This is a genomic window from Ellagibacter sp. (assembly GCF_048412355.1).
In the GTDB taxonomy this organism is placed as follows: domain Bacteria; phylum Actinomycetota; class Coriobacteriia; order Coriobacteriales; family Eggerthellaceae; genus Ellagibacter.
This window is the reverse complement of sequence record NZ_DBFSAP010000004.1, coordinates 16,367-41,263: the sequence shown is the minus strand read 5'-3', so window position 1 is coordinate 41,263 and position 24,897 is coordinate 16,367. Positions and strand designations below refer to the sequence as shown.

The 24,897-nt window shown below is 62.8% G+C and carries 16 protein-coding genes; 9 read left to right on the top strand and 7 right to left on the bottom strand.

The window, feature by feature from the left end:
• The first annotated feature begins 5 nt into the window (after positions 1-5).
• The 9 genes from sstT (at position 6) to ACMRQN_RS00265 (ending at position 13,877) form a co-directional block, all read left to right on the top strand.
• Complete coding sequence (sstT, locus tag ACMRQN_RS00305; protein WP_418733374.1) at positions 6-1,244, top strand: serine/threonine transporter SstT; 1,239 nt, start codon at positions 6-8, stop codon at positions 1,242-1,244.
• A gap of 214 nt (positions 1,245-1,458) precedes the next feature.
• Entirely contained in the window at positions 1,459-2,562 is a 1,104-nt protein-coding gene (locus ACMRQN_RS00300) for a FecCD family ABC transporter permease (RefSeq protein WP_418733324.1), read from the top strand.
• Between the two features lie 3 nt (positions 2,563-2,565).
• The gene (locus tag ACMRQN_RS00295; protein ID WP_418733323.1) at positions 2,566-3,348 is read left to right on the top strand and encodes an ABC transporter ATP-binding protein; all 783 of its coding nucleotides are present in this window, start codon (positions 2,566-2,568) and stop codon (positions 3,346-3,348) included.
• A 27-nt stretch (positions 3,349-3,375) separates the two neighbouring features.
• Positions 3,376-4,572, top strand: a complete 1,197-nt coding sequence (locus ACMRQN_RS00290) for an ABC transporter substrate-binding protein (protein ID WP_418733322.1) — start codon at positions 3,376-3,378, stop codon at positions 4,570-4,572.
• Positions 4,573-4,574: 2 nt separating this feature from the next.
• Positions 4,575-6,404 (top strand): Ig-like domain-containing protein, encoded by a 1,830-nt coding sequence (locus ACMRQN_RS00285; RefSeq protein WP_418733321.1) that lies wholly within the window; start codon positions 4,575-4,577, stop codon positions 6,402-6,404.
• 20 nt (positions 6,405-6,424) lie between these two features.
• Positions 6,425-10,345, top strand: coding sequence for an S-layer homology domain-containing protein (locus tag ACMRQN_RS00280; RefSeq protein ID WP_418733320.1), 3,921 nt, complete (start codon positions 6,425-6,427; stop codon positions 10,343-10,345).
• A 3-nt stretch (positions 10,346-10,348) separates the two neighbouring features.
• Positions 10,349-11,158 carry a MotA/TolQ/ExbB proton channel family protein gene (locus ACMRQN_RS00275; protein ID WP_418733319.1) on the top strand — a complete coding sequence of 270 codons (810 nt, stop codon included), beginning with the start codon at positions 10,349-10,351 and terminating at the stop codon, positions 11,156-11,158.
• 2 nt (positions 11,159-11,160) lie between these two features.
• Positions 11,161-11,667, top strand: coding sequence for a hypothetical protein (locus ACMRQN_RS00270; RefSeq protein ID WP_418733318.1), 507 nt, complete (start codon positions 11,161-11,163; stop codon positions 11,665-11,667).
• Positions 11,668-11,792: 125 nt separating this feature from the next.
• Complete coding sequence (locus ACMRQN_RS00265) at positions 11,793-13,877, top strand: S-layer homology domain-containing protein (RefSeq protein ID WP_418733317.1); 2,085 nt, start codon at positions 11,793-11,795, stop codon at positions 13,875-13,877.
• A gap of 129 nt (positions 13,878-14,006) precedes the next feature.
• Here the strand turns inward: ACMRQN_RS00265 and ftsY are convergent, their stop codons facing one another.
• The 7 genes from ftsY to smc all read right to left on the bottom strand — a co-directional run bounded on the left by ftsY (position 14,007) and on the right by smc (position 24,897).
• Complete coding sequence (ftsY, locus tag ACMRQN_RS00260; protein ID WP_296058609.1) at positions 14,007-14,930, bottom strand: signal recognition particle-docking protein FtsY; 924 nt, start codon at positions 14,928-14,930, stop codon at positions 14,007-14,009.
• Between the two features lie 133 nt (positions 14,931-15,063).
• Positions 15,064-16,119 carry an ABC transporter ATP-binding protein gene (locus ACMRQN_RS00255; RefSeq protein WP_418733316.1) on the bottom strand — a complete coding sequence of 352 codons (1,056 nt, stop codon included), beginning with the start codon at positions 16,117-16,119 and terminating at the stop codon, positions 15,064-15,066.
• The gene (locus ACMRQN_RS00250; RefSeq protein ID WP_418733315.1) at positions 16,109-17,221 is read right to left on the bottom strand and encodes an ABC transporter ATP-binding protein; all 1,113 of its coding nucleotides are present in this window, start codon (positions 17,219-17,221) and stop codon (positions 16,109-16,111) included. Before ACMRQN_RS00250 ends, ACMRQN_RS00255 begins: the two co-directional genes overlap by 11 nt.
• Before the next feature lie 4 nt (positions 17,222-17,225).
• Entirely contained in the window at positions 17,226-18,161 is a 936-nt protein-coding gene (gene nikC, locus ACMRQN_RS00245; protein ID WP_297149869.1) for a nickel transporter permease, read from the bottom strand.
• A gap of 5 nt (positions 18,162-18,166) precedes the next feature.
• Positions 18,167-19,186 (bottom strand): ABC transporter permease, encoded by a 1,020-nt coding sequence (locus ACMRQN_RS00240; protein ID WP_418733314.1) that lies wholly within the window; start codon positions 19,184-19,186, stop codon positions 18,167-18,169.
• A 189-nt stretch (positions 19,187-19,375) separates the two neighbouring features.
• Positions 19,376-21,016 carry an ABC transporter substrate-binding protein gene (locus ACMRQN_RS00235; RefSeq protein ID WP_418733313.1) on the bottom strand — a complete coding sequence of 547 codons (1,641 nt, stop codon included), beginning with the start codon at positions 21,014-21,016 and terminating at the stop codon, positions 19,376-19,378.
• Between the two features lie 314 nt (positions 21,017-21,330).
• Entirely contained in the window at positions 21,331-24,897 is a 3,567-nt protein-coding gene (gene smc / locus ACMRQN_RS00230; protein ID WP_418733312.1) for a chromosome segregation protein SMC, read from the bottom strand.

The window sequence follows — 24,897 nt, the reverse complement described above, 5'->3', positions numbered from 1 at the left end:
ATACCATCAAGAAGATAGGGCGAACCTGGAACTCGATCAGCCTCATCAAGCGCATCATCGTGGGCCTCGTCATCGGCACCATCCTCGCGCTCGTCGTCCCCGGGAACGAGATCATCGAGATGCTCGGCACGCTTTTCGTGAACGCCCTGAAAAGCGTCGCCCCCATCCTCGTGTTCTTCCTGGTAATCAGCGCTCTTTGCAATGCGAAGGGCGGCGGGCAGATGAAGCTTGTCGTCATCTTGTATCTGGTGGGCACCTTCATCGCCGGCGCCGTCGCCGTCCTAGCGAGCACCCTATTCCCCGTCAACCTCACGCTCTCCGCCGCCGCCGAGGCGCAATCCTCGCCCTCCGGCATCGGGGAGGTCCTCGCAACGCTTATCACCAACGTGGTAGCCAACCCGGTCACGGCGCTTATGAGCGCGAACTACCTCGGCATCCTCGCTTGGGCCGTCGTTTTGGGCATCGCCCTTAGGCGCGCAAGCGACCAGGTGAAAGACGTGTTCACAAGCATCTCCGACGCTGTATCGACCGTCGTCCGCTGGATCATCTCGCTCGCCCCCTTCGGCATCCTGGGCCTCATCTACACGGCGGTTTCCACCAACGGCCTGGAAATCTTCACCGAATACGGCCAGCTGCTGCTCGTGCTCGTAGGCTGCATGCTCTTCATCGCCTTCGTCACCAACCCGATCCTCTCCTTCGCGTGCTTCCGCAAGAACCCCTACGGGCTTGTTCTTCGCTGCCTGAAGGATTCCGGCCTCACCGCGTTTTTCACCCGCAGCTCCGCGGCGAACATCCCTGTGAACATGGAGCTGTGCCGCAAGCTGGGTCTTGACAAGGACAACTACTCGCTTTCCATCCCGCTCGGCGCGACCATCAACATGGGCGGCGCTGCGGTCACGATCTCGGTCATGGCCATGATGGCGGCACACACGATGGGCATCCAGGTCGACATCCCCACCGCGATCATCCTGTCGGTCCTCTCCGCCGTGAGCGCATGCGGCGCATCGGGCGTCGCCGGCGGCTCGTTGCTTCTGATCCCGCTCGCCTGCTCGCTGTTCGGCATCGGCAACGACATCGCGATGCAGGTCGTCGGCATCGGCTTCGTGATCGGCGTCATCCAGGACTCCTGCGAGACCGCGCTCAACTCCTCCTCCGACGTGCTCTTCGCCGCATCCGCCGAGTACAGCCAGTGGAGAAAGGAAGGCCGCGACTTCAAACCTGGAAAGGACATCGAAGCCGCGTAGAGCTTTACCGAAAAGACAACCGAGCCTCACCAGAAAGCGCCCCGTCGAGGGCGCTTTCCTTTTTCCTGGACCTCCTGCGTCAGTTCTTATTCTAAATCGAACATATTGCCTATTTTTAGCATAATACTTGTATTCACATGTTCTAGTTCTGGTATAGTCTCCTTTGGCTTTATTTGACGTTGCGTATATTTTGATTTAGGGGATTTCAATTACGATGCAGAAAAGCACGCAGAGCGTCACGACGCCCGATTTCAGCGAAGAATATCGCGAGGCGCAAAAGGCACTCGATAAAAGAATCCCGCTTGGGGTGAAGCTCGGCATCGTCGCCGTGCTCGTCATCATGCTCTTCGCCTCGTTCGCGCTCGGCAAGTACCCCGTCGCGCCCGACGAACTGGTGAAAAACGTCGCCGCGCAGATTACCGTCGGCGTATACAACCTGTTCAACGACCCCGATATCGTCATCTCGGACGCGGCGAACACAGCCCTGTTCAACATCCGCTTACCCCGCATCGTCGTCGTGATGCTCGTCGGCGCCGCGCTTTCCGTCGCGGGCGCCGCCTATCAGGGCATGTTCAAAAACCCCCTCACCTCCCCCGACCTCCTCGGCGCATCCGCCGGCGCAAGCTTCGGTGCCTGCTTGGCGCTTCTGCTCGACATGCCGAACTACATGGTGCAGGTCTTCGCGTTCGCGGGCGGCATGGTGGCCGTGGCGTGCGCCGTGTGGCTCAACCGCATGGTCCGCTCCGATGCCATCCTAGGCCTCATCTTAGGCGGCATCCTCGTGTCGACGCTCTTCCAATCGGGCACGTCGCTTGTAAAGCTCATGGCCGACGCCAACGACAAGCTCCCCACCATCACCTTCTGGCTCATGGGCAGCTTCGCAAGCGTGAGCGACGGCGACATGAAAGCCGTCATCATCCCCATGATCTGCGGCTTCTTACTCTTATTGCTCGAAAGTTGGAAGCTCAACGTGCTCTCGTTCGGCGATGAGGAAGCGCGCTCGATGGGCATCAAAACCAAGCGGGTGCGGCTCGTCGTCATCTTCGCCTCGACGCTTATCGTGTCGTGTTCGGTCGCGGTATCGGGCATCGTCGGCTGGGTCGGCCTCGTCATCCCTCATCTCGCCCGCGCGCTCGTCGGCCCGAACTACCGCGCGCTCCTGCCGGCATCGATGGTCATCGGCGCAAGCTACCTCCTGCTCGTCGACAACCTCGCGCGCCTGCTCGCCACCGTTGAAATCCCGATCGGCATCCTCACGTCGATCCTTGGCGTGCCGTTCTTCATCTTCATCTTCTCGCGAAACCAGAAGGGGTGGTAAGCGATGAGCCATCTTCTGGAAGTGCGCGACGTCCACGGCGGATACCACAAGACCGAAATCGTCCACGGTGTGTCGTTCACCGTCGAGCACGGCGAGTTCGTCTGCATCATCGGCGCGAACGGCTGCGGCAAGACGACTACCTTGAAGACCGTATTGGGGCTTATGAAGCCGACCGCCGGCGAGGTGCTCATCGACGGAAAGAGCACGCATGACATGGACGAGCCGGAGCTCGCGCGGCATTTCGCCTACATCCCCCAGGCGCACACGCCGCCCTTCCCCTTCAACGTGGCCGACGTCGTGCTCATGGGGCGCACCCCGTATGTGAACCGCCTCGCCGTGGTGAAGCCCGACGACCGAGCCATCGCGTGGCGCGCCATGAAGCAGATGTCGATCGAGCACTTGGCGGACCGCCCCTACACCGCGCTCTCAGGCGGCCAGCAGCAGCTCGTGCTGATCGCGCGCGCCCTCACGCAACAGCCCGATCTGCTCGTCATGGACGAGCCGACCGCAAGCCTCGACTTCGGCAACCAGCAGCTCGTGCTCTCGCGCATGAAGTCGCTCTCGCAGGCGGGCATGGGCGTGGTCATGGTGACGCACGACCCCGACCATGCGCTGTTCTGCGCCGACAAGGTCATCGTCATGGAGAAAGGCCTCGTCATTAACGAGGGAACGGCGGGCGAGGTCATCACCAACGATACGCTGCGGCAGATTTACGGAACGAACGTCCATGTAATCGACGTTGAGATAGAACCGGGCCACACCGAGCGCGTGTGCATACCGTTGTAAAGGACGAGAAGGAAGCGAAGAGTTATCGTGACGAAGAGTGAGAACGGGAACAATCGGGCGATGAGCCGCAGGAAGTTCCTGCAATTCGGAGGAGTTGCGGCGATGACCGTGCTGTTGCCCTCAAGCGGGCTTTTGTCGGGCTGCTCGGCAGATCAGGTGACGGGGGCCCTCGACAACATGGGGGTGAAATCGGGCCTCGACGCGACGTTCCGCGGCACCCGCGAGTTCACCGACTCCTGGGGCCGCACGCGAACCATCCCCACGGTCGACAAGCTCGAACGCGTGTACTTCACGAGCGCCCTTGCGCAGATCTTCGTGTTTACGCTCGCACCGCAGCTGCTCGGCGGCACGGGCATGCAGTACACCGAGGAGGAACTGCGCTACCTGCCCGCGGGAACCGAGAACCTCATCTACATGGGAACGCTCTCGGGCGGCGGCGAGATCGACCGCGAGATGCTGCTCAAGCAGGACATCCAGCTCATCATCGACTGCTCGGGCACGACGCTTTCCGCAGCGGACGTCTCGACCGCGGAGAAGCTCGAGAGCCAGACGAACATCCCGGCCCTGTGCATCGACGGGTCGTTCGACAACATCCGCACCGCCTACAAGCTCCTCGGGGAGATTCTCGGCGCCGAAGAGCGCGCAAGCGAGATTGCCGCGTACCTCGAGCGCGTCTACAACGACGTGACGACGGCGACCGCCGACATCCCCGAAAGCGAGAAGGTGCGTCTCTACTACGCCGAAGGCCCGCTCGGCCTGCAGACCGAGCCCGACCGCGGCCAGCATGCCCTCACCTTCGACGTGGCGGGCGCGAACAACGTTTCCGCCGTCGAGGAAACCCAGGGCATCGGCATGACCAACGTGAGCCTGGAAGCCGTGCTCGCCTGGGACCCCGAGGTCATCATCGCGTGGGACGACGTCATCCGAGGCGGTGCCGACGAGATCATCCGCACCGACGAGAAGTGGAGCCACATCTCCGCCGTGAAGAACGGCCGCGTCTACACGATGCCGAACGCCCCGTTCGCATGGTGCGACCGCCCGCCGGGAGTGAACCGCTTCCTCGGCGTCCAATGGATCGCGAACATGCTCTACCCCAATCGCTATGACGTCGACATGGTGGAGGAAGTCAAGAAGTTCTACTCGCTTCTGTACTGGGTCGACATCACCGATGACGATGCGCGAGAGCTTCTCGGCAATTCGTATCCGCCCTACGGAAAGCAGTAGCGATGCGCACCCAGACCATAAAAGCCAAACGACTTGCCAGCGACGCGCTGCGTTGTTTGCTCGTCTTCTTGCTCGCGTTCTCTCTGACGTTCTACGCGCAGGGAGCCGCGTTTGCGGAAGGCGAGTCGGATGGCGGAAGCTCAACCGAGCAGCCCTCCAACCCCGACCCTGCGCCCGAACCCGACCCCACCCCGCAACCCCCCACCCAGTCGGTGGAGGGCATCTCGCTGTTCTACGAGACGCCCTACGTCGGAAGCGGCTGGAAGGTCGCATCGAACAGCTGGGAGAACACGCCCGAGACGCACGGCCAGCTCACGAAGAAGGGCGAGTCGCTCCAGTTCAAGGTGCAGCTCGTATGGAACGACGGCTCGACCTCCTGGGCAGGTGACACCGGGCACATGACCAACTGGTCGGTAAGCGACCCGTCGGTAGCGCACGTGAGCACGTCCGGCCAGGTGACGGCACTCGCGAACGGCACTGTCGCGCTCACCGCGACCTGCGACGGGCTGTCGACCTCCTACATTATCGACGTGAGCGGGCAGAACAACGAGCTCTACGTGGAGAACATCGTCATCTGCGACGAGAACGGCGAGCCCTACACCGAGGCGGGCGCGCGCCTTTACAACACGAACCAGACGCTGCAGCTCGTCGCGCGCGTGACGGTGGCGAACCCCGCCGACGGCACGACGACCGATTACCTCACCTCCAACGGGCTTTTGAGCCAGCAAACCAACGGCGCGATCGCCGACCTCTCGTGGAGCGTCGATGACTCCACCTTTGGCTACGTCGAGCCGACGACCGGCCTCTACCGCCCCGCTGAGGAGGCGAACGTCTGGGTGAGCGCCTCGTCCACGGCGGGAATCGGCGGCGCAACCGTCACGGGCAAGGTGTGCGTGAGCACCGCGGCCGAGGAAAAGCCCGACCCCGTGGCGCGCCCGCAGGATTCCCTCACCGTGAAGGTCGTGTGGGAGGAAGCCCCCGACAAGGTCGTTTCCGAGAAAAAGTTCTCGCGCGCCGAGGTCGAGGCGATGGGCATGGTCGAGCAGACCTACACCGTCATCGGCTCGGCGAACCGCTTCGCCACGGTAAGCGGCCGAGGTGTCCTGCTCTCCACCGTGCTCGAAGCTGCGGGAGCGAACCTCGACGGCATCAAGGAGTTCCGCTTCGTCACCGCCGACACCCCGGTGGGGTCCTCGGACTTCGGCACAGCGGTGAGCTATAACATGCTCTTCGGCTCGATCCGCTACTACTTCCCGCAATACGACGCCGGCGGCAACGTGCAGGGAGGCGTTCCCGTGTCCCCGATGCTCGCCGTGCAATCGAACTTCCGCTGGTACAAGTACGGCGACTCGATCGACCCCGACTATTCCGACATGAACGACAACGCCTGCTTCCGCCTGCTCTTCGGAGCGACCGGATCAGGCCAGGTCACGTCGAACGCCCAGGTCTATTGGATCAACACCATCAAAGTCGTCCTCGCAGGCGCTCCCCCCGTTCAACCCGAGATCGGCGCCAACACCGGCAATGGCACCGGACAAGGCGGCTCGGGCGGCGGAGAAGGAGGCGGAGACGGCGGAAGCACCGGAACCGACGTCGGCGACGCCACCGGCCTTGGGGGCGGGTCCGCTGCGATCAGCGACGGCGGTGGCGGCACCACGGGCGGCTCATGGCAGGTCTACCAGGTCATGAACCCCAACCCCTCCGACGTCGACACCATTGATTTCGAGAACCCCTTCGCCCCGTTCGTCATCCCCTTCGCCGTCGGCACGGCAGCCGCAGGAGGCGTGCAGATGGGCGTGAGATACCGCAGACAGAAACTACCCCTGAGATAGCGTTCGAAAGGAGACCGAAGATGAAGAAGAACATCCGCACCGCAGCGATGGGAGTCGCGTTCGCGTTCGCGCTTGCCTGCGCTGCACCATGCGCCGCTTGGGCAGTCGAGACGCCCAGCAGCGTGACCACCATCGACGAGGCTCAATCATGGGCAGAGGCGTATCTCGACGACGCCCCCGCGCTGCTCTCCCTTAACGAGGAGCAACCAGGTTGGGAGCTTATCGAGCTCGCCAGCACCTCGTGGGATTTGCGCGCGGTGGCCCCCGACACCTCCTGGTACTCGGAGGGCGCATCGAGCTACACCTTAAGCACGGGCTCGCAGCTCGCAGGCCTCGCCGAGCTCGTCAACTCGGGCGTCACCTTCGAGGGCAAGACCGTGACGCTCGCAAAGGACATCGTGTTCATCCGCGCCGAGGTCACTCCCATCGGCGGGGAAGGCGGACACGAGTTCAACGGCATCTTCGACGGCGCGGGCTATTCGATCCGCGGCTACAGCCTCACGTCTCTTGCCGATGCAGGCGAGCGCGCAACGAACATCGCGCTGTTCGGCGGATGCGGCGAGAAGTCGGTCGTGAAGAACGTTCACGTGACCGGCGCCACCGTCACCGTCCATCGCTCCGCAAGCTCCTCACAGGCAGTCTCGAACGTAGCCGCCCTCATCGGCACCTCGAAGGGTTCGGTTGAGAACTGCACCGTCGACGCCACGATCGACGTCGCCGTCGACACGCCTCAAACCGACACCGTGAAATGCGTTATGTCCAAGATCGGCGGCATGGCGGCAAATGTGTACGGCGATGTGAAGAACTGCGAGTTCTCGGGGTCTATCAAGGCCATCACGAACACCGCAGGTTCCGACGGCACCGACGGCAACGGCCGCTCACCGGGGCTCATCGTCGCGAAGACCATCGGCGGGGTCGTGGCGTACCTCGGCGACCCAGCGCAAGAGGAAATCAAAGGCGCAAGGACGCACGGTAACATCTACAACTGCGTGTTCTCCGGCTCCATCGACTCCCAGTCCCCCTGCGAGGCGGGAACCGACCGCTTCGGCGAGAAGATCTCCGCCAAGACCGAGAGCGTCGGCGGAATCGTGGGATTCTCCCTCGGCAGCGTCTACGACAGCACCTGCAAGGGCATCGTCTCCGGTGCTCAGGCGAGCATGACGGGCGGCATCGTGGGATCCCTGCGCGGGTTGTCGATGAGCGGCTCGGGAGACTCGACCGAGATCGACTACGGCTCCAAAGATGACATCCTCTACACACAGCGTTGTTTAACCGATAAAAATGCCCAGGTCACTGGGTTGTATTCTGGCGGCGGCATCGTCGGCAGCGCAGGAAGCTACACCGTGATCACCGGGTGTGCGAACGCGGCGCTCGTCACCGTGAACCGCTGGAACAAGCCCGCTGGCGGCGGCATCGTGGGGCAAAGCCACGGAACCGTCTCGTTCTGCGGCAACACCGGCACCGTGAAGACCGCCACGGGCGGCGGCTACTACGTCGCGGGCATCGCGGGCATGCTGCTTCAGTACGCAAAACCCGACGGCACGCACACCACGCCCACTCCCGAAGTATACAGCTGCTACAGCGCCGGCAAGATCGACGCGCTTCCTGGAAACAAGAGCTCCGGCCTCATCGGCCAGAACGATGGTAACCTGCATGACTGCCTCGTGCTCAAGGACACCTGCGCGGACGGCAAGATCTACCACGTGGTCGATTCCAGCTCGGGCACGTATTCCAACTGTGCGTATGTGAGTGCCACCGACCTGCGCGCGACAAGCGCCGTCGCCGCCCTCAACAAGCAGCGCAACGGCGGCGAATGGGACAACTACTTCGTGCTCTCGACCGGCGGGCAGAACAACGGCTACCCCGTCCTGAAGTGCTTCGCGAACGCAACCTCGACCACCCCGCTTTCCAGCATCACAGCAACGTGCACGGAGAACGCACCCTACACCGGCGGCGAAGCCATTCCACGCCTTGAGGTCACCATGGGCGGAAAGACCCTCACCCAGGATGTCGACTTCTACGTGGTGCCGCAAGAAGGTGCCACCGACCTCGGCGACGGCTACAGCGCGAGCATCGTCGGCATCGGCTCCTACTCGGGCACGCAAAGCAACGTGTGCACCTACAGCATCGTGAAGGGCGACCTTGCGACCTGCCTCGTCTCCATCAAGAGCAGCAAGTTCGACTACTCGGAGAAAACGCTTGCGGCAGACGACATCACCGTCACCGACGCCTACGGCAACAAGCTCCCCTCTGACTGGTTCACCTACACCTTCAAGACCTGCGTCTACAATGGGTCCAACACCACCTATGCAGGCCAAACCTTAGTCGAGCGCTACATCTCGCCTTCCAAGACCATCAACATGACGCAGACCGCACCCGAGTGGTCCGCCGACGGCGTGTACCACTACGGCTACTACCCCGTGGTCATCTCCCCCACCGAGTCGGCTCCCTACACAGGCGAAACCGAAGGCCTGTTCAAGATCACGCCGGCAAGCCTTATGACCGACGTCGACATCGAGTACATGGAGTGGGACGGCGAGAACCTCGAGTGGAACGACAAGGCTATCGCGTTCGAGAACGGTGCCCCCGTGTTCAACTACACCGGCTCGACGATCAAGCCGACCATCTCGAAAGTCACCTACAAGGGGCACACGCTCGTCGAGGGCACCGACTACCAGCTCGTCTACGGCAACCCCAACTGCGATACGAGCTCGAGCAACTACACGCAATACGCCAACGTCGGCGACCCTGACAAAAACGAGGTTGGCTGCGTGACCGTGCGCTTCAAGGGCGGCGGACGACCGTTTGACTTCGACAACTTCGTGAACATGTACTTCGTCATCCACGGGCAGAACGCGCCCGCGCCGACGAGCATCGACGACTGCACCATCGTCGTGAACGACCAGGCATACACCGGCAAAGACATCACGCCAGTGAAGGTCTACGCTCCTGACGGAACCGAGCTTAAGGGCGAAGATTACAACGTGAAGTACGAGAACAACAAGGAGATCGGTACTGCCACCTTCACCGTTCGCGGATCGCGCTCCTACACCGGAAAGGCAACCGGCAGCTTCATCATCTACGACAAAGCCGACCAGCTCGGCTACGAGGACGTCATCGCAACCGACTGGTACGTGAAGGACGGCACGCTCAAGTTCTGCAAAGACTCGGGCCTTATCAAGGGCATAAACGACACGACGTTCCTCCCCTACGGCGAGCTTACCCGCGCTCAGATGGCCATGGTGCTCTGGCGCTTCGCCGACCCTGATGCTGCAGCCGCCTGCGATTCCGACAAAACCGCAAACGAGACCGGCCTGCCCGACGTCTTGGACAACGTTTGGTACACGGGTGCTGTGAACTGGGCATTCGAAAACGGCATCATCACCGGCTACAAGGATCCGGAAACTGGCGTCGCCACCGGCTACGGCCCTGACGACCCCGTCACCCGCGAGCAGGTGTGCGTGATCTTGAGGAACTACGCCAAGTCGCAGAACAACGCCGACGTCGACGCACAGACCGACCTGTCCAAGCTGGCCGCCATGCCCGACGCCGCCGCGGTCGACACCTGGGCGACCGAAGGCGTGGCCTGGGCACTCACTCAGGGCGCCATCGGCGGCGTTTCCCACGATGACGGCACGAAGACAATCGAACCCGTGCGCAGCATCTTCCGCTGCGAGATGGGCGCGATCATGCGCAACTGCACGTCGACGAACGACATCATCGTGCCCCCGACCGTGAAGCTGCAGGAACTTGAAGAGACAGCGGATGCGGTCGAGCTTGCAAGCGCCCCGACCGCCGAGGCGGCACCCGTCGCCGATGCTGCAGCAGCCGACGCCGCAGCGCGCGACGAGGAGGCGGGCCGGGCACCCGAGGAGGACGCAACCGCCGCAGCGGACGCAACCGGCACCGCCGCAACCGAAACCACGACCAAGGAAGATTAACCCATGCTCGAAATCGCACAAGCACTCTATCTGACCGACATCCTCCATGCGGTCGCGCAGGGGCTGCTGGCTCCCGTCATCATCGTCCTGCTCGCGTTCGCCGTCTACGCGGTCTTCCTCATCGGAAGCGTCATCGTCGAGGCGGTGACCGAGCGGCGCAACTTCCGAATCGTGATCTCGAAGTTCTTGGCTTCCATCGCCTGCGCGAAGGAAGAGGACCTCGCCGACGTCGTAATCGACTCGGGCCTTCTGCGCCGCCAGAAGGTGTCGCTGCTCACGCTGTGGAGCTACCGTTCGCTTCCGAGCGAGACGCTCGAGACGCTCGCGAAACGCCTGCTTGCCATCCAGGAGCTGCGCTACGGGCGCATCACCGGGCGAACCGACGCAGCGGTGCGCCTCGCCCCCATGTTCGGCCTCATGGGCACCTTGATCCCCCTCGGCCCCGGCATCGTTGCCCTCGGCCAGGGGCAGACCGACGTGCTCGCAGCCTCCATCGGCGTCGCCTTCGACACCACGGTCGCCGGCCTTATCACCGCAGGCGTCGCCTACGTTATCGGACGCATCCGCGGCAACTGGTACGAGAACTACCTCGGCGCGCTCGAGGCAGCCATGTGCACCATGCTCGAGAAGATCGAGAAGGAGCGCGAGGCAGGTGTTGTGACCACCGTCGGCGACGGCGTCGACGTGGAGATCATCATCGCCCGCGCCGAGAAGGAAATGAGCGACAAGGGCATCTCCTTGAAGGAACTCGTGGGCGCCGCAGGCGAAGAGCCCCGTAAGGCCGACGCTGCGCCCGCCAAGGAAGGCGAATAGCCATGGCGCACGGATTGCGAAACGGCGGCGGGCTGCGCGGAGGACGCCTGCGCTCGAAAGAGGACACCGATCCCATGGCGTCGGTCGCTAACATCGCCGACATCATGCTCGTGTTCGCATGCGGTCTTATGATGGCGCTCGTCACCGTCTGGAACATCGACTTCACCCCCCTCTCGGAGCTTCAAGACAAGCAGCTCGAAGCGATCGACATGCCCGAGGACATGCCCGAGGACATGAGCGATGCCGGCAACGCCTACGTCGAGAAGGGCATGGTGTATCAGGACCCCAAGACGGGCAAGTACTACATGGTCACCGAGGACAAAGACGCAATGGACAGCGACCTTGCGAGCCAGGGTACCTCGTCGGGAGATTCGACGAGCTCCAGCTCGGCAAGCTCCAGTTCCAGCTCGGGCAGTAAATCCCGCGCTGCAAGCCCCTCGGGTTCCACCAGCGCAAGCGGCTCCTCGTCGAGCGCAGCTGCCCCCGATAGAAGCGCCGGGGCGGATTAGCGAACTATCCTTTACCGAGTTTTATCTCTATAGGGGATACTTCGCGCTATACTATCCACAAACCTGTTTATTCGGGTTTTGGAATATAGGAGTAGGGAAATAGAAAGAAGGAAAAGGAGGTTTCCATGTTATCGAACGCCAAGAAGGCCTGGCATGTTGCGCTTGCATTCGTGCTCGCCACGGCATTTGCACTGCCAAGCCTTGCATTCGGTCTCGATGGAAAGGGAGACACGTCAACTGCCGCCGATGGCACGATGGCTGTCTACGTCGAGGATGAGGCGGGCAACACCGCACTCATGAAGACCTACACCGCCGACGAGTTCGCGGCTCTCGCGACCGAGGTGGATGCAGGCTACCAGTACGGCAAGAACAACATCATCAACGTTCTCGCCGTCAAGAAGATGGTCGAGTTCGACAAGCTCATCGCCGACGCTGGCGCTTCCGCATACTGGAAGGAAGGCGCCAAGCTGCAGTTCACCTGCACCGACGGCGTGTACAAGAAGAACGTGCCGAGCTACGAGCAGCTCAACGAGCCGGGCTACTTCTACCCGAATCGTTCCAACACCGAGGTTACCGACGTCTCGGGCGCCATCGAGGTTCCCGCAGGCATCGCGATTCCTGGCTGGTACAAGAGCTCGACGACCGCTGGCGAGACTTCCGCTGACGCGCTCGCCGCTGCGCTTTCCCAGCTTGATGGCACCATCACCAAGGACAACAAGGCCGGCGACTCCACCAAGGTTGGCATCGGCATCGCCCGCGACCTGTCCTCCTCCGAGGAAGGCGCCGTCATCGACGCTGGCTGGCGTCTTACCGGCAGCGTGGTCGCCATCACGGTCAAGGCGCCGGCTGGCGTGACCGTGAACAGCATCTCCAACTGCACGATCAACGGCACCGACACCCAGTACTACACCGGCAGCGCCATCACCCCGATCACCGTGTCCGACCAGGAAGGCAACCTCCTCGCCAAGGACACCGACTACACGATCGAGTACGCCGACAACGTGAATGCCGGCACCGCCAGCTTCACCATCACCGGCATCGGCAACTACGTCGGCCAGGTCAAGGGCACCTTCCCCATCACCGACAAGATTCTGAACGTGCAGATCAACGGCCTGCCCGTGAAGTCCTACACGATGGCTGAACTGGTATCGAAGCTCTCCACCGACACGCAGTACTACCAGCAGTCCAACCACGGCTCTGTCGTGGGCTACGCCGCTACCGACTACATCACCTTCGCCGACCTTCTGAAGGATGCCGGCATCGACCAGTACTGGACTGAAGGCTCCAACCTGCAGTTCATCTGCACCGACGGCCTTTACGGGAAGAACCAGCCCACCTTCGAGGAAATTGCCGAGCAGAACCTGTTCTACCCCAACCAGTCCCCCTCTGAGGTGAACAACATCACCGACGCCGTTGCGACCCCGGCAATCCTCGCGTTCACCTACGGCTCCCAGAAATCCACTATCGAAGTTGTGAGCGACACCGCGCAGGCTGCTGCCGCCAACATGAACACCTACCCCCTCGCAAAGGTCTTCCGCGGCTGGAAGGCTGACGAGAACGGTTCCATCAACGCTCCTGGCTGGCGTCTTGCCACCGGCGTTGTCACCGTGAACCTGCAGACCACCCATGCGTCGAAGATCTTCTCCGACGTCGAAGCAAAGTCCTGGTATGAGGATGCCGTCACGTTCTGCAACTTCACCGGGTTCATGACCGGCTATGCCGACACCGACCTCTTCGGGCCGAGCAACGCTCTCACCCGCGCTGAGTTCGCCACCGTCCTGTATCGCATCATGAATCCCGACGCCGCTTCCGCTGACTTCACGAACGTGAAGAACGAGACCAATTTGCCCGACGTCGAGGACGGCAAGTTCTACACCCCGGCTGCCAACTGGGCTGTCGCCGAGGGAATCATCACCGGCGTTGACGGCAAAGAGTTCCAGCCGAACACCCCGTGCGATCGCCAGACCATGTGCGTCATCCTCTCCCGCCTCTTCGGGGCCGAGAATCCCTCCATGGATAAGCTCAATGCCATGCCGGATGCTGAAGGCGTTGCCGTTTGGGCAACCGAGGGCGTTGCATGGGCTCTGAACGAAGGCGTCATCTCCGGCGTCGACGTTGAGGGCACCCGCTACATCCAGGCCGACACCGTGCTCAGCCGCGCTATGGCCGCCCAGGTCGTCGCCAACTCTTGCTACAACGGCCTGTTCTAAGTAATCTCAGAACAACCTTGTTTGCATGAAAAAACGCTCGGTCCGCAAGGGCCGAGCGTTTTTTTGATTCGCAAGAATGGAACGTGCTACCGAGGTTGGCACGCATCAGATGCCGAAGCGTGAAGGCCGCTACGCCTCGCGCTCGTCGAAGTCTCCCACAAGGGCGCGTGCGAAGTCGTGCGGGTCGAAATCCTTCAAATCGTCCATGCCCTCGCCCACGCCGATCTTCAGCACGGGAAGCTCAAGCTCGTGGCTCACGGCAAGAGCGATGCCGCCCTTCGCCGTACCGTCGAGCTTGGTAACGACGATGCCGTCGAGGGAAAGCGAGTTGTTGAACTCGCGCGCCTGCTGCAGGCCGTTTTGGCCGGTCGTCGCATCGATGACGAGCACGGTGTAGACTGGCAGCTGCGAGCGCTTGCGCACAACGTTCACAACCTTCTCGAGCTCGCGCATAAGATCGGCAGAGGTGTGCAGACGACCTGCGGTGTCGATAAGCACCAGATCCGCACCCGTTTCCTCCGCACGCTCGATCGTGGCGTAGCACACGCTTGCAGGGTCGCTCCCCCGCTCGCGCTCGACAACCTCGACATCGGCACGGCGCGCCCAGACCTCGAGCTGCTCGATCGCAGCAGCGCGGAAGGTGTCTGCGCTGCCCAAGATGACGTTGCGGCCCGCATCGGAGGCCTCCTTGGCAAGCTTGCCGACGGTCGTCGTCTTACCCGTGCCGTTGATGCCCACGAAAAGCACAAGCGCGGGCTCGCCGCCGAAGACCTCTTCCCCGCCCTCGGTGAACGTGCTCGCGATCTGCTCGTTGAGCATATCGAGCACGGCGTAGGCGTCGGGAAGCGCCTTGCGCGTCGCCTGGTCGCGCAGGTTCTCCACGATGGAGCTCGCCGCGGGGGCGCCGACATCGCTTAAGATGAGCGTCTCCTCGAGCCCGTCCCAAAACTCGTCGTCCAAGTCCGGCCCGCGGTCGAGCAGGACGTTCATCTGCTCCTTGAATTTGTCGCGCGAGCGCGAAAGACCCTCGCTGATGCGATCGAAAAAGCCCATGGTCAATCCTTTCAGGAAAACGAAGAGGCAGGCGAAGCGCCTCGGAATCTTCTGCAACACAGCATAGCAAAGAAACGCCCCCGACATCCGAAAATGCCGAGGGCGTTGACAACACGTAGGCGGAAACGGCGAACTAACGAACCGCGCGAGTCATCTCCTCCGTTGGAGGAAGCTCGGGGTCGTACAGGTGGCAGGCGCACCGATGGTTTTCCTTCACCTCGCGCAGCTCGGGAACCGAGTTCCCGCATACGCCGAGGCGTTTGAAGCAGCGGCCCGCGAAACGGCATCCCGGGGGCGGGTCAATCGGGGAGGGAACATCACCTTGCAAGATGATGCGCTCGCGCTTCGATTTCGGATCGACCGCGGGGATAGCGGAAAGCAGCGCCTGCGTGTAGGGGGACAACGGGTCGGCATACAGCGAGCGCTTCGGGGCAATCTCCATGATCTTGCCCAAATACATGACACCCACGCGATCGGAAACATGCTTCACGACGTTTAAGCCATGCGCGATGAACAGGTAAGTTAAGCCGAACTCCTCTTTAAGATCGTCGAGCAAGTTGAGAACCTGAGCCTGAATGGAGACGTCGAGCGCGGACACGGGCTCATCGCAAACGATGAGCTTGGGGTTCACGGCGAGCGCGCGGGCAATACCAACGCGTTGGCGCTGGCCGCCGGAGAACTCGTGCGGATAGCGATTGCGCATGTAGTTCGCAAGGCCGACGCATTCGAGCAGCTCGTTCACACGGTCCTCAACCTTATCCTTCGGCACGATGTTGTTCGTGATCATCGGCTCGGCGATGATGTCGCCGATGCGCATGCGCGGATTGAGCGACGCATACGGGTCCTGGAAGATGAGCTGGATGTCCTTGCAGTAGTTCTTGCGCTCGGAATCCTTCATCGCGGTGAGGTCTTTGCCCTCGAAGATGATCTTGCCGCTCGTGGGCTTGAGCAGGTTCACGAGCATCTTGCCGACCGTCGTCTTGCCGCAACCGGATTCGCCGACGAGGCCGAACGCCTCGCCCCTCTTAATCTGGAACGACACGTCGTCGACGGCGTGCACGTACGACGTCGCTTTGCCGAAGAAGTTGGTTTCGGCGGCGAACAGCTTCGTCAGGTGCTGCACATCGAGCAATACATCGGAATCCGCCGCGCTGTCGGCAGCGGGCTTCTGGGCAGCGTTATCGCTCATCGGCTTTTCCCTCCTCTGCTTCCTGCGTCTCGTCGCCCATGATGAGAGCGGCGGCAGTGCTCACCTCGCGCGCTGCCTCGACGGCTGCGCGAGCCTTTTCCTCGTTCTTCTCGACCTCGGCGGCGTTCTTCGCCTTGCCCGATTCCTCCTCATAGAGGAAGCAGCGTACCTTGTGGTCGCCCACCTGCACCAGGTCGGGCACCTTCTCGCGGCAAATCTGCATACAGTTGTCGCAGCGGTCGGAGAAATGGCATCCGGGAGGCATCTCGAGCGGATTCGGCACCATGCCCTTGATCATGTAGAGGCGCTTCGAATCGTCGTCTTCCAAACGGGGAATCGACTTCAGAAGGCCGAGCGTATAGGGGTGCATAGGGTTGTCGAACAGCGAGCGCACCTCGGCTTCTTCCACGACCTGGCCGCAGTACATGACGACGACGCGATCGGCGGTTTCCGACACGACGCCCAAATCGTGCGTGATGAGCAGCACGGCCATGCCGGTGTCGTCGCGCAAGCGGCGCAGAAGGTCGAGGATCTGCGCCTGGATGGTCACATCGAGCGCCGTGGTGGGCTCGTCGGCAATGAGAAGCTTGGGGTTGCACGCAAGCGCCATGGCGATCATGACGCGCTGGCGCATGCCGCCCGACATCTGGTGCGGATAGTCGCGCACGCGGGCCTCAGGGCTCGGGATACCGACCTTGCGCAGAAGGTCGATCGCGCGCGTGAGCGCTTCCTTCTCGGAAATCTTCTCGTGCGTGCGAATGGCCTCGACGATCTGGTCGCCGATGCGGTACACGGGGTTGAGCGACGTCATGGGCTCCTGGAAAATCATGGCCATGTCGTTGCCGCGCATCTCGCGGTATTCCTTCTCGGAGAGCGTCGTCAGGTCCTTGCCGTCGAACTCCATCGAGCCGCCGGCGACGTGGCCGGGTTCGGCCAGAAGGCCCATAATCGACAGGCTCGTGACCGACTTGCCCGAGCCGGATTCGCCCACGATGGCGAGGATCTCCCCTTCGTCGACCGAGAACGTCACGTCGTCGACGGCGCGGACGACGCCGCGCTTGACGGGGAACTCAGTGCAGAGGTTCTTCACTTCAAGCAACATGTGACTACCTCTTTCTCGACTTGGGGTCAAGGCCGTCGCGGATGCCGTCACCGAGCAGGTTGAACGCGAGCACGGTGAGGGTGATGGCGAGGCCGGGGAAGATCATGAGCCACGGCGCGCGGAACAACTCGTTGCGACCACGGCCGAGCATGTCGCCCCATTCGGCGTCGGGCGGCTGCACGCCAAGGCCCAAGAAGCCGAGGGCCGCGCAGTCGAGGATGGCCGACGAGATGCCGAGCGTCGCGCGGACGATGATCGAGGGCAGCGCGTTCGGGAGCACATGGCGGAACACGATGGCGAAGTTCGAGTTGCCCATGACGCGCGCGGCGGCGACGTAGTCGTTCTCCTTGATGGAGAGGATCTCGGAGCGCACGATACGCGCATATTCGGGAATGGCGACGAAGCCGATGGCCACAACCGCCTTCTCGATGCCCTGGCCGAGCGCAGCCATGATGGCGATGGCGAGCAGGATCGACGGGATGGAGAGCATCATGTCCATGATGCGCATGATGACCGTGTCCCATTTCCCGCCCTTGTAGCCGGCGATCGCGCCCAGAACGACGCCGAGCGACAGCGAGATGGCCACGGCCGCCAGGCCGACGACGAGGGTAATCTGGGTGCCGACGAGCACGCGGCTGAAGATGTCGCGGCCCTGAAGGTCGGTGCCGAACCAGTGCTCGGCCGAAGGGCCCTGCGCGGAATGCGCGAGGTTCTGCTCGTAGGGATCGTAGGGCAGCACGCCGGGAACGAGCTTCGTCACAACGGCGATGACCACGAGAACGAGGATGAAGATGGCCGACACGAGCGCCGCCTTGTTGGAGACGATGCCGTCGATGACGTCCTTCCAGATGCTCTCGCGCTTTTCAACCACAGGCGCTGCTGCGGCGTTCGAATCGAGTTCGCCGGCGCCTTCGGTCGCGAGAACCGTTTTCTTGCTCATCTCGATCACCCCTCTTCCTTCGCACCGTACTTGATGCGGGGATCAAGCCATGCGTAGACGATGTCGACAAGCAGGTTCATGATGACGAAGATGACCGCGACGAGCAGTACGATGCCCTGCACCACCGGGAAGTCGCTCTTGAGCACGCAGTCGACAGCGTATTTGCCGATGCCCGGCCATGCGAACACCGTTTCGGTGAGCAGCGCGCCGCCGAGAAGGCTGCCGAACTGCAGGCCGATGACGGTGGAGACGGGCAGCATCGCGTTGCGCAGCGCGTGCTTGATGTTCACCGAGCGCTTGGTCAAACCCTTCGCACGAGCAGTGCGGATGTAGTCGGCATTCAACGTTTCGAGCATGGAGGAGCGCGTCATGCGCGTGATGATCGCCATAGAGTACAGCGACAGCGCGAGCGTCGGCAGGATGAGGTGCACGAGCACGTCGCCGAGCGCGGTCCAGTCGCCCTTCATGATCGTATCGAGGATGAAGAAGCCCGTGCCGCCCGTCGGCTGGAGAAGCGGCGTCACGCGGCCGGACGACGGCAGGATGTGCAGCGTCGCCGAGAACAGCAAGATAAGCAGGATGCCGGACCAGAAAATCGGCATCGACACGCCGATGAGCGCGATAACCATGCTCACGTTGTCGGCGAGCTTGTTCTTCTTCACCGCGGCGAGCACGCCGAGCGCGATGCCGCATACCGATGCGACGATGATGGCGCAGATGGCGAGTTCGGCCGTTGCCGGGAAGCGTGACGCGATCTCGGCCGCGACGGAGGTGTGCGTGTAGTACGACGTACCCAGGTCGCCTTGGATCGCCGACACCAAGAAGTTGACGTACTGCATCCAGATCGGATCATCGAGTCCGTAGTCAGCCCGCCACGCGGCCATCGCCTCGGGCGTCGCATGCTCGCCGAGAACGACGGGAGCAGGGTCGGACGCCAAGACGCGCGTGATGAAGAAGATGATGATCGTCACACCCAGCAGCACGGGAATCACCATAAGGATTCTCTTGAGGATGTATTTGAGCACCTTGTTCCTTTCGAAAGAGCCCCGTCTCGTCTGACTCGGGGCTGTAAAGACGCAGGTTGCGGATCCTGCCTGGAAGCGAATCCCCGTCATTCGACTCCAGGCAAGCCGCACCTCTGCGCAAAACGGGGCGCGCGAAGCGGACAACCCGCTTGCGCGCCCCGGAAAAGGGCAAAACTCAGGGAAACGGTTCTACGCTTCCTTGGAAACGCCCTTGAAGAAGACGACTCCCGTCGGGTGATAGTAGAAGTCCTTCACCTTCGGGCTGTAGCCGAGCAGGTTCTTACCATGGGAGATGAGCACCCACGGCTGCTCCTCAGCGACCATTTCCTCGCACTTCTTGTAGATCGCGTCGCGGTCGTCGCCGTCCGGCGTGTCGATGCCCTGGGCGATGAGCTTCTTGTACTCGGCGTTGTTCCAGTGAGCCACGTTCATGGACTTGTTGGAGTCCGCGAGCAGGTTCATGAAGTTGTCCGGGTCGCCGTTGTCGCCCGTCCAGCCGTAGAAGCAGATGTCGTAGGGATCGGTCTGAACCTTCGACTTGTAGGTGGTCCAGTCGTACTGGGTGATGTTCACCTTGACGCCGACCTTGTCCAGGTAGCCCTGGATCATGTTGGCGAGCTCGACGCCGCCCTTGGCGTTGTAGGGACGGGCGGTGGAGTAGGTGATGCAGGTGAGCTCGGTGACGCCCTTCGCGGAAAGCGTGGCCTTCGCAGCATCCGGGTCGTACGCGGTCTGCTTGATGTCCTTGTCGTAGGGAGCCATCCACAGCGGCATGACGGAGTTCGCGACGGAAGCGTAGTCGCCGTAGATAGCGGTGACCATTTCCTCGACGTTGATCGCCTGGGCGATGGCCTTGCGGACTTCCTTGTCGGCGCAGATGCCGCCCTCGTCGGTGTTGAACGCCATGTAGTTGATGGTCATGCCGTCCTCAGCGAAGAGCTCGTAGCCGCCGTCGATGATCTGGTTGGCGGAAGAGGGGTCGACCGAGGAGATGATGTCGCACTCGCCGTTCAGAAGCGAGGTGATGCGGGTGTTGCCCTCGGCGATGACCTTGAAGATGATGTTCTTGGTCTTCGGGGCGTTGTCCTTGTCCCAGTAGTCCTCGTTGGCCTCGAGGGTGATGGAAGCGGACTTCGTCCAGTCGACGAACTTGTAGGGGCCGGTGCCGACGGGCTTCTCGATCGGCTTGCCGGCGGCATCGTCGATGGCCTTCGGCGACACGATCGGGGAAGCGAGGCACATGGCCAGATTCTTCAGGAACGACGTGTTCGCGGCGCGCATGGTGAACTTCACGGTCTTGTCGTCGACGGCTTCGACTGTCTTCACGCCCGAGTTCGCGGCTTCCTCGCCGAAGACGAAGGAGGCGTAGGGCATGTCGGAGTTGCGGTTCGGCTCGAGCAGGCGCTCGACGGACTTCACGACGGCAGCGGCGTTGAACTCCTCGCCGTCATGGAACTTGATGCCCTCGCGCAGCTTGATGGTGTAGGTGAGCATGTCGTCGGAGATTTCCGGCAGCTCGGCGGCGAGCAGCGGCTGGACCGTCGCGTCCTTCGCGCCGTAGCCGTAGAGGCCCTCATGGATGTTGCAGGAAACAATGGCGGATTCGCCGTCGTCGAAGTACGCCGGGTCGAGAGCGCGCGGGTCGGCGGTGAGGCTGTAGGTGATGCTCTCGGCAACGCCCGAGCCGGAAGCGGACGAGTCGCTCTTCTTCTCGCTGGAACCGGAGTTGCTCGAGCAGCCGGCCATGCCAATGACGGCGGTGCTCGCAACAGCGGTGCCGAGCAGGCCCATGAACTGGCGCCTGCTGACTTGCAGCTTGCTTTCTTCCATTGGATTTCTCCCTTCCCATTTCGACCCGATCGTTCGCCGACGGGCCGTCGCACAGCTTCCTGTACCGTGCTTTCCCACGAATTCCTAAGAACAGCTAGAAATTCGTATCGATACACTTTAGCGCAGCAAAGCACGCGCGCGTGCCACGAGTGGGGATTTTTTGGACTATTTATTCGCTTTTTACCGTCAACGGCGGGAAAAAGGCAGGTAAAGAATGGGTAGCTGGCGATTCAAGGAAACATGATCGAAACATACGGAGGGCGCGCCGGAGGGTGCCTCCCCTATCTGGCGCGCCCTCCCCGCCCTCGATGCGGCTACTCGGCGTATTGCAGGGCCCTATCGAGTTTCTGGCTTACGACCTTCGTCACGCCGTCGGCCTGCATGGAGACGCCGAAGAGCACGTCTGCAGTCTCCATCGTGCGACGCTGGTGCGTGATCATGATGAGCTGCGTGGTGCCGCGAAGCGATTCCACAAACGCGACGAGGCGGCGCAGGTTCGTGTCGTCGAGCGCCGCTTCGACCTCGTCCAAGATGTAGAACGGCGTCGTGCGGATGCGGTAGACCGCGAACAGGAGCGCAATCGCGGTGAGCGACTTCTCGCCGCCGGACATAAGCGACATCTTCGTGATGCGCTTGCCGCGCGGCTGCGCCGAGACCTCCACGCCCGTGTTCTCCATATCGTCGGGGTCGACGAGGGACAGATGCGCCGTGCCGCCGGGGAACAGCGTGGAGAAGATTTCCTGGAAGTTAGCGTTCACCGCCTCGTAGGTCCTCGCGAAATCGTCCTTCATGCGCGCATCGATGACGCGGTTGATCTTCGCGAGCGCCTTGCGCGCGCCGTCGAGGTCGGCAAGCTGGCTCGCCAGATAGTCGTAGCGCACCTTGAGCGCGTCGTACTCGTCAGCGGCATCGGGGTTGATCGTGCCTAAGTTGGCGATGCGGCGGCGCAGCTTGAAGGCGGCGTCCTCCACTTCGTGGCGGTTCTCAAGCTCGGGGCATGCGAGCGCCGTCTCGAGCGGCGTGCGGCAGCCGTGGACAATCTCGTTGACCGCAGCCTCGACCTGCACCTCCAAACGTCCTTTGTCCACACGCGCAGCGCTCATGCGCTCGCTGGCCGCGTCGTAGGCGTCGTGAGCCGCGCGCGCCTTCGAGCGCGCCTCGTTCGCCTGGGCATGCAGCCCCGACTGGGAATCCTGCGCCTGCGTCGCCTTGTCCTCCAAGTCGACCGTCCAGCGGCGGGCGCTCTGCGCAAGCTCCTCGAACACCGCGAGCAGAGGCTCGATGCGGGATGCGGAAAGCTCCTTCGCGCGATGGGCCAAACGCTGCGTCTTCGCCTGGGCAGCGAGCTGGGCGAGCTCCCCCGCGCGCGCATCGCGGACGCGGACGGTGTAGGTCTCGCGCTCCACAAGCGTCGCTGCGGCGAGCCTTGCCTCGGAGAGGGCATCGGTTGCCTGTTGGGCGGCATCGCGCAAGGGGGCGGCAGCGTCAAGCGCGGCGGCAAGACTTTCCTTCACACCTTCCAGCTCGTGCCCGAGCTCGTCGGCCAAGCGCGCATACTCCTCCACGTCGGGACGGGCCTTCGCGATAACCTGCTCCGCCTCCGAGCGCTGTCGCTCGACGTTCTCAAGTTCATGGCGAGTCGAAGTGAGCTTGCGCGCGGCGGCGTCGGCAGCGGCGCGCGCGGCGTCCGACTTGCCCTTGGCGGCAGCGAGCTCCTGGCTTTTTGCGAGGCTTTCCCCTTGCGCCGTGCGCAGGGCGGCGTCAGCGGCGTCGGCAGCTTCCTTCGCCTTTTGCGTCGCCTCCTTCGCGACGACAAGCTCACGGGAAAGCTCCTCAAGACGGCGGGCGCGAGCGAGGGCGCCCTGTCCCCCATCGTCGACATGACGGCCGGCAACCACCTTGCCCGTCGGCCACACGATGCACCCGTCGGGCGTGGCAAAGCGCAGGCCGAGCGTGTCGGCCTCATGGGCGGCAAGCGCCTCCTCAAGGTTTTCGCACACGACGACATCGCCGAGGAGCGCGCGGACCGCACGAGCGGACGACTCGGGGAACGAAAGACCCGCAAGAAGCGCGCGGCCCAAGGCGCCTGCGGGACGCGCTGAGGCGTCAGGCGTGGAAACCCCGTTCACATCGTCGCGCAAGACGAGCGTCACCTCGCCGTTTTTCCCTTCGGCGGCGAGCGCGGCGACCATGCTTGCCGCATGCGACCCGTCAGCCACAAGAAGCGCTGCCACGTCGGCGCCGAGAAGGTGCTCGACGAGCGCCTCCTGCCCTTCGGGAGCAGAGATTTCGTGGGAAAGCGGCGCGACTGCGGCATCGAAGGCAGCCGCGTTGCTCGCAAGCCATTCGAGCGCGGGGCCCTGGGCCTTCGCGGATGCCCGCTCAACTTCGCGCAACGCTTCGATCGAGGCAGCGCAGGCGCGCTCGGCGTCGTTTGCCTCGTCGCGGGCAGCACGTGCCTCCTCGGCAGCGCGCACAGCCTCGCCCACGTGCATGCGGGATTCCTTCTCGACCTGCTCGAGCGCCGAGAGCTCTTCGGCGAGCATTCGGGCATGGGCCTCCGCCTGGGAAGCCTCGGCCTGGGCGCGGTCGAACTGAAGGGTAAGCTCTTGGGTATGCCCCTCGATGATCTTCATGTGCGCGAGCCCGTTCGTGAGGGCCTCTTTAAGCTCGGCGTGCTTGGCGCGGGCCGAGTTGATGCGCGATTCCAAATCGCGGCTCGCGCGGCCGAGTTCGGTCGCGCGCTTCTCGGTCTCGGCGCGCCTCGACGTCACGTCCGCATGGTCGGCAGCGAGCCGCGACACCTTTTCTTCAGCTTGCGCACGCTCGGCCTGCACGCTTGCAAGCTGGGCGTTTGCCGCATCAAGGTCGGCTTGGGCGGTCTTTGTACGAGCGGCGTTCGCCTCGAGCGACACCGCAAGCTCGCCCGCACGGGAGGTCGCTGCACGCTTGCGCTCGCGCATGACGAGCTCGGCGGACTCGATGCGCTCAACGGCGCTCGAAGCCTGGCGATGCTGACGCGTGAGCTCGCCGGCGCTTGCCCCCTCTTGGCGGATCTTCTCCTGCAGTGCCTCGGCAGCAGCTTCCGCGGTCGAAATCTCCGCGCGCTTCGCCTCGAGCTCGGCAGCAACAGCTTCCTCGCGCGCCGTGGCGGCGGCGTGCTTTTCCTGTAGCTGTCGCAAGTCATCGACGGCAAGCTTGAGCTTCAGATCGGAGAGCTCGGCGGAAAGCCCGATGTAGGTGCGGGCGCGCTTCGCCTTGCGCTCGAGCGGCTTCAGTTGACGTTCGACCTCGGCGGTCACGTCGCGCACGCGCGCAAGATGCTGATCCATCTGGGCCAGCTTGCGCTCGCTTTTCGCCTTGCGCTGCTTGTGCTTGAGCGTTCCCGCGGCCTCTTCGATGAGCGCGCGGCGGTCTTCAGGCTTCGATTGCAGAATAGAATCGAGGCTACCCTGCGAGATGATCGAGTGCGTGCCCGTCCCAAGTCCCGAGTCATGGAGGATGTCGAGCACGTCCATGCGGCGCGCCACCGTGCCGTTGATGAGGTATTCGCTTTCGCCCGAACGGTACATGCGGCGCGTAATCGCGACCTCGTCGTAGTCGACGGGAAGCGTGCCGTCGGAGTTGTCGAGCACCAAGTCGACTTCTGCAAGCCCCGCCGCGCGTCGGGCGGAGGAGCCGGCGAAGATGACGTCTTCCATGGCCTGTCCGCGCAGATGCTTGGCGTTGCGCTCGCCGAGCACCCACAGCACGGCATCTGAGATGTTCGATTTTCCCGATCCGTTCGGGCCCACGATCGCCGTGATGCCCGGCTCGAGCGTGAGCGCGCTTCGGTCGGCAAAGGACTTGAAGCCCTTGAGGACGAGGGATTTGAGGTGCAT

Bases quoted from the DNA above. Each gene is read 5' to 3' on its own strand.
- ACMRQN_RS00300 (WP_418733324.1), top strand. From the start codon at position 1,459: ATGCAGAAAAGCACGCAGAGCGTCACGACGCCCGATTTCAGCGAAGAA.
- ACMRQN_RS00295 (WP_418733323.1), top strand. From the start codon at position 2,566: ATGAGCCATCTTCTGGAAGTGCGCGACGTCCACGGCGGATACCACAAG.
- ACMRQN_RS00285 (WP_418733321.1), top strand. From the start codon at position 4,575: ATGCGCACCCAGACCATAAAAGCCAAACGACTTGCCAGCGACGCGCTG.
- ACMRQN_RS00280 (WP_418733320.1), top strand. From the start codon at position 6,425: ATGAAGAAGAACATCCGCACCGCAGCGATGGGAGTCGCGTTCGCGTTC.
- ACMRQN_RS00275 (WP_418733319.1), top strand. From the start codon at position 10,349: ATGCTCGAAATCGCACAAGCACTCTATCTGACCGACATCCTCCATGCG.
- ACMRQN_RS00270 (WP_418733318.1), top strand. From the start codon at position 11,161: ATGGCGCACGGATTGCGAAACGGCGGCGGGCTGCGCGGAGGACGCCTG.
- ACMRQN_RS00265 (WP_418733317.1), top strand. From the start codon at position 11,793: ATGTTATCGAACGCCAAGAAGGCCTGGCATGTTGCGCTTGCATTCGTG.
- ftsY (WP_296058609.1), bottom strand. From the start codon at position 14,930: ATGGGCTTTTTCGATCGCATCAGCGAGGGTCTTTCGCGCTCGCGCGAC.
- ACMRQN_RS00255 (WP_418733316.1), bottom strand. From the start codon at position 16,119: ATGAGCGATAACGCTGCCCAGAAGCCCGCTGCCGACAGCGCGGCGGAT.
- ACMRQN_RS00250 (WP_418733315.1), bottom strand. From the start codon at position 17,221: ATGTTGCTTGAAGTGAAGAACCTCTGCACTGAGTTCCCCGTCAAGCGC.
- nikC (WP_297149869.1), bottom strand. From the start codon at position 18,161: ATGAGCAAGAAAACGGTTCTCGCGACCGAAGGCGCCGGCGAACTCGAT.
- ACMRQN_RS00235 (WP_418733313.1), bottom strand. From the start codon at position 21,016: ATGGAAGAAAGCAAGCTGCAAGTCAGCAGGCGCCAGTTCATGGGCCTG.
- smc (WP_418733312.1), bottom strand. From the start codon at position 24,897: ATGCACCTCAAATCCCTCGTCCTCAAGGGCTTCAAGTCCTTTGCCGAC.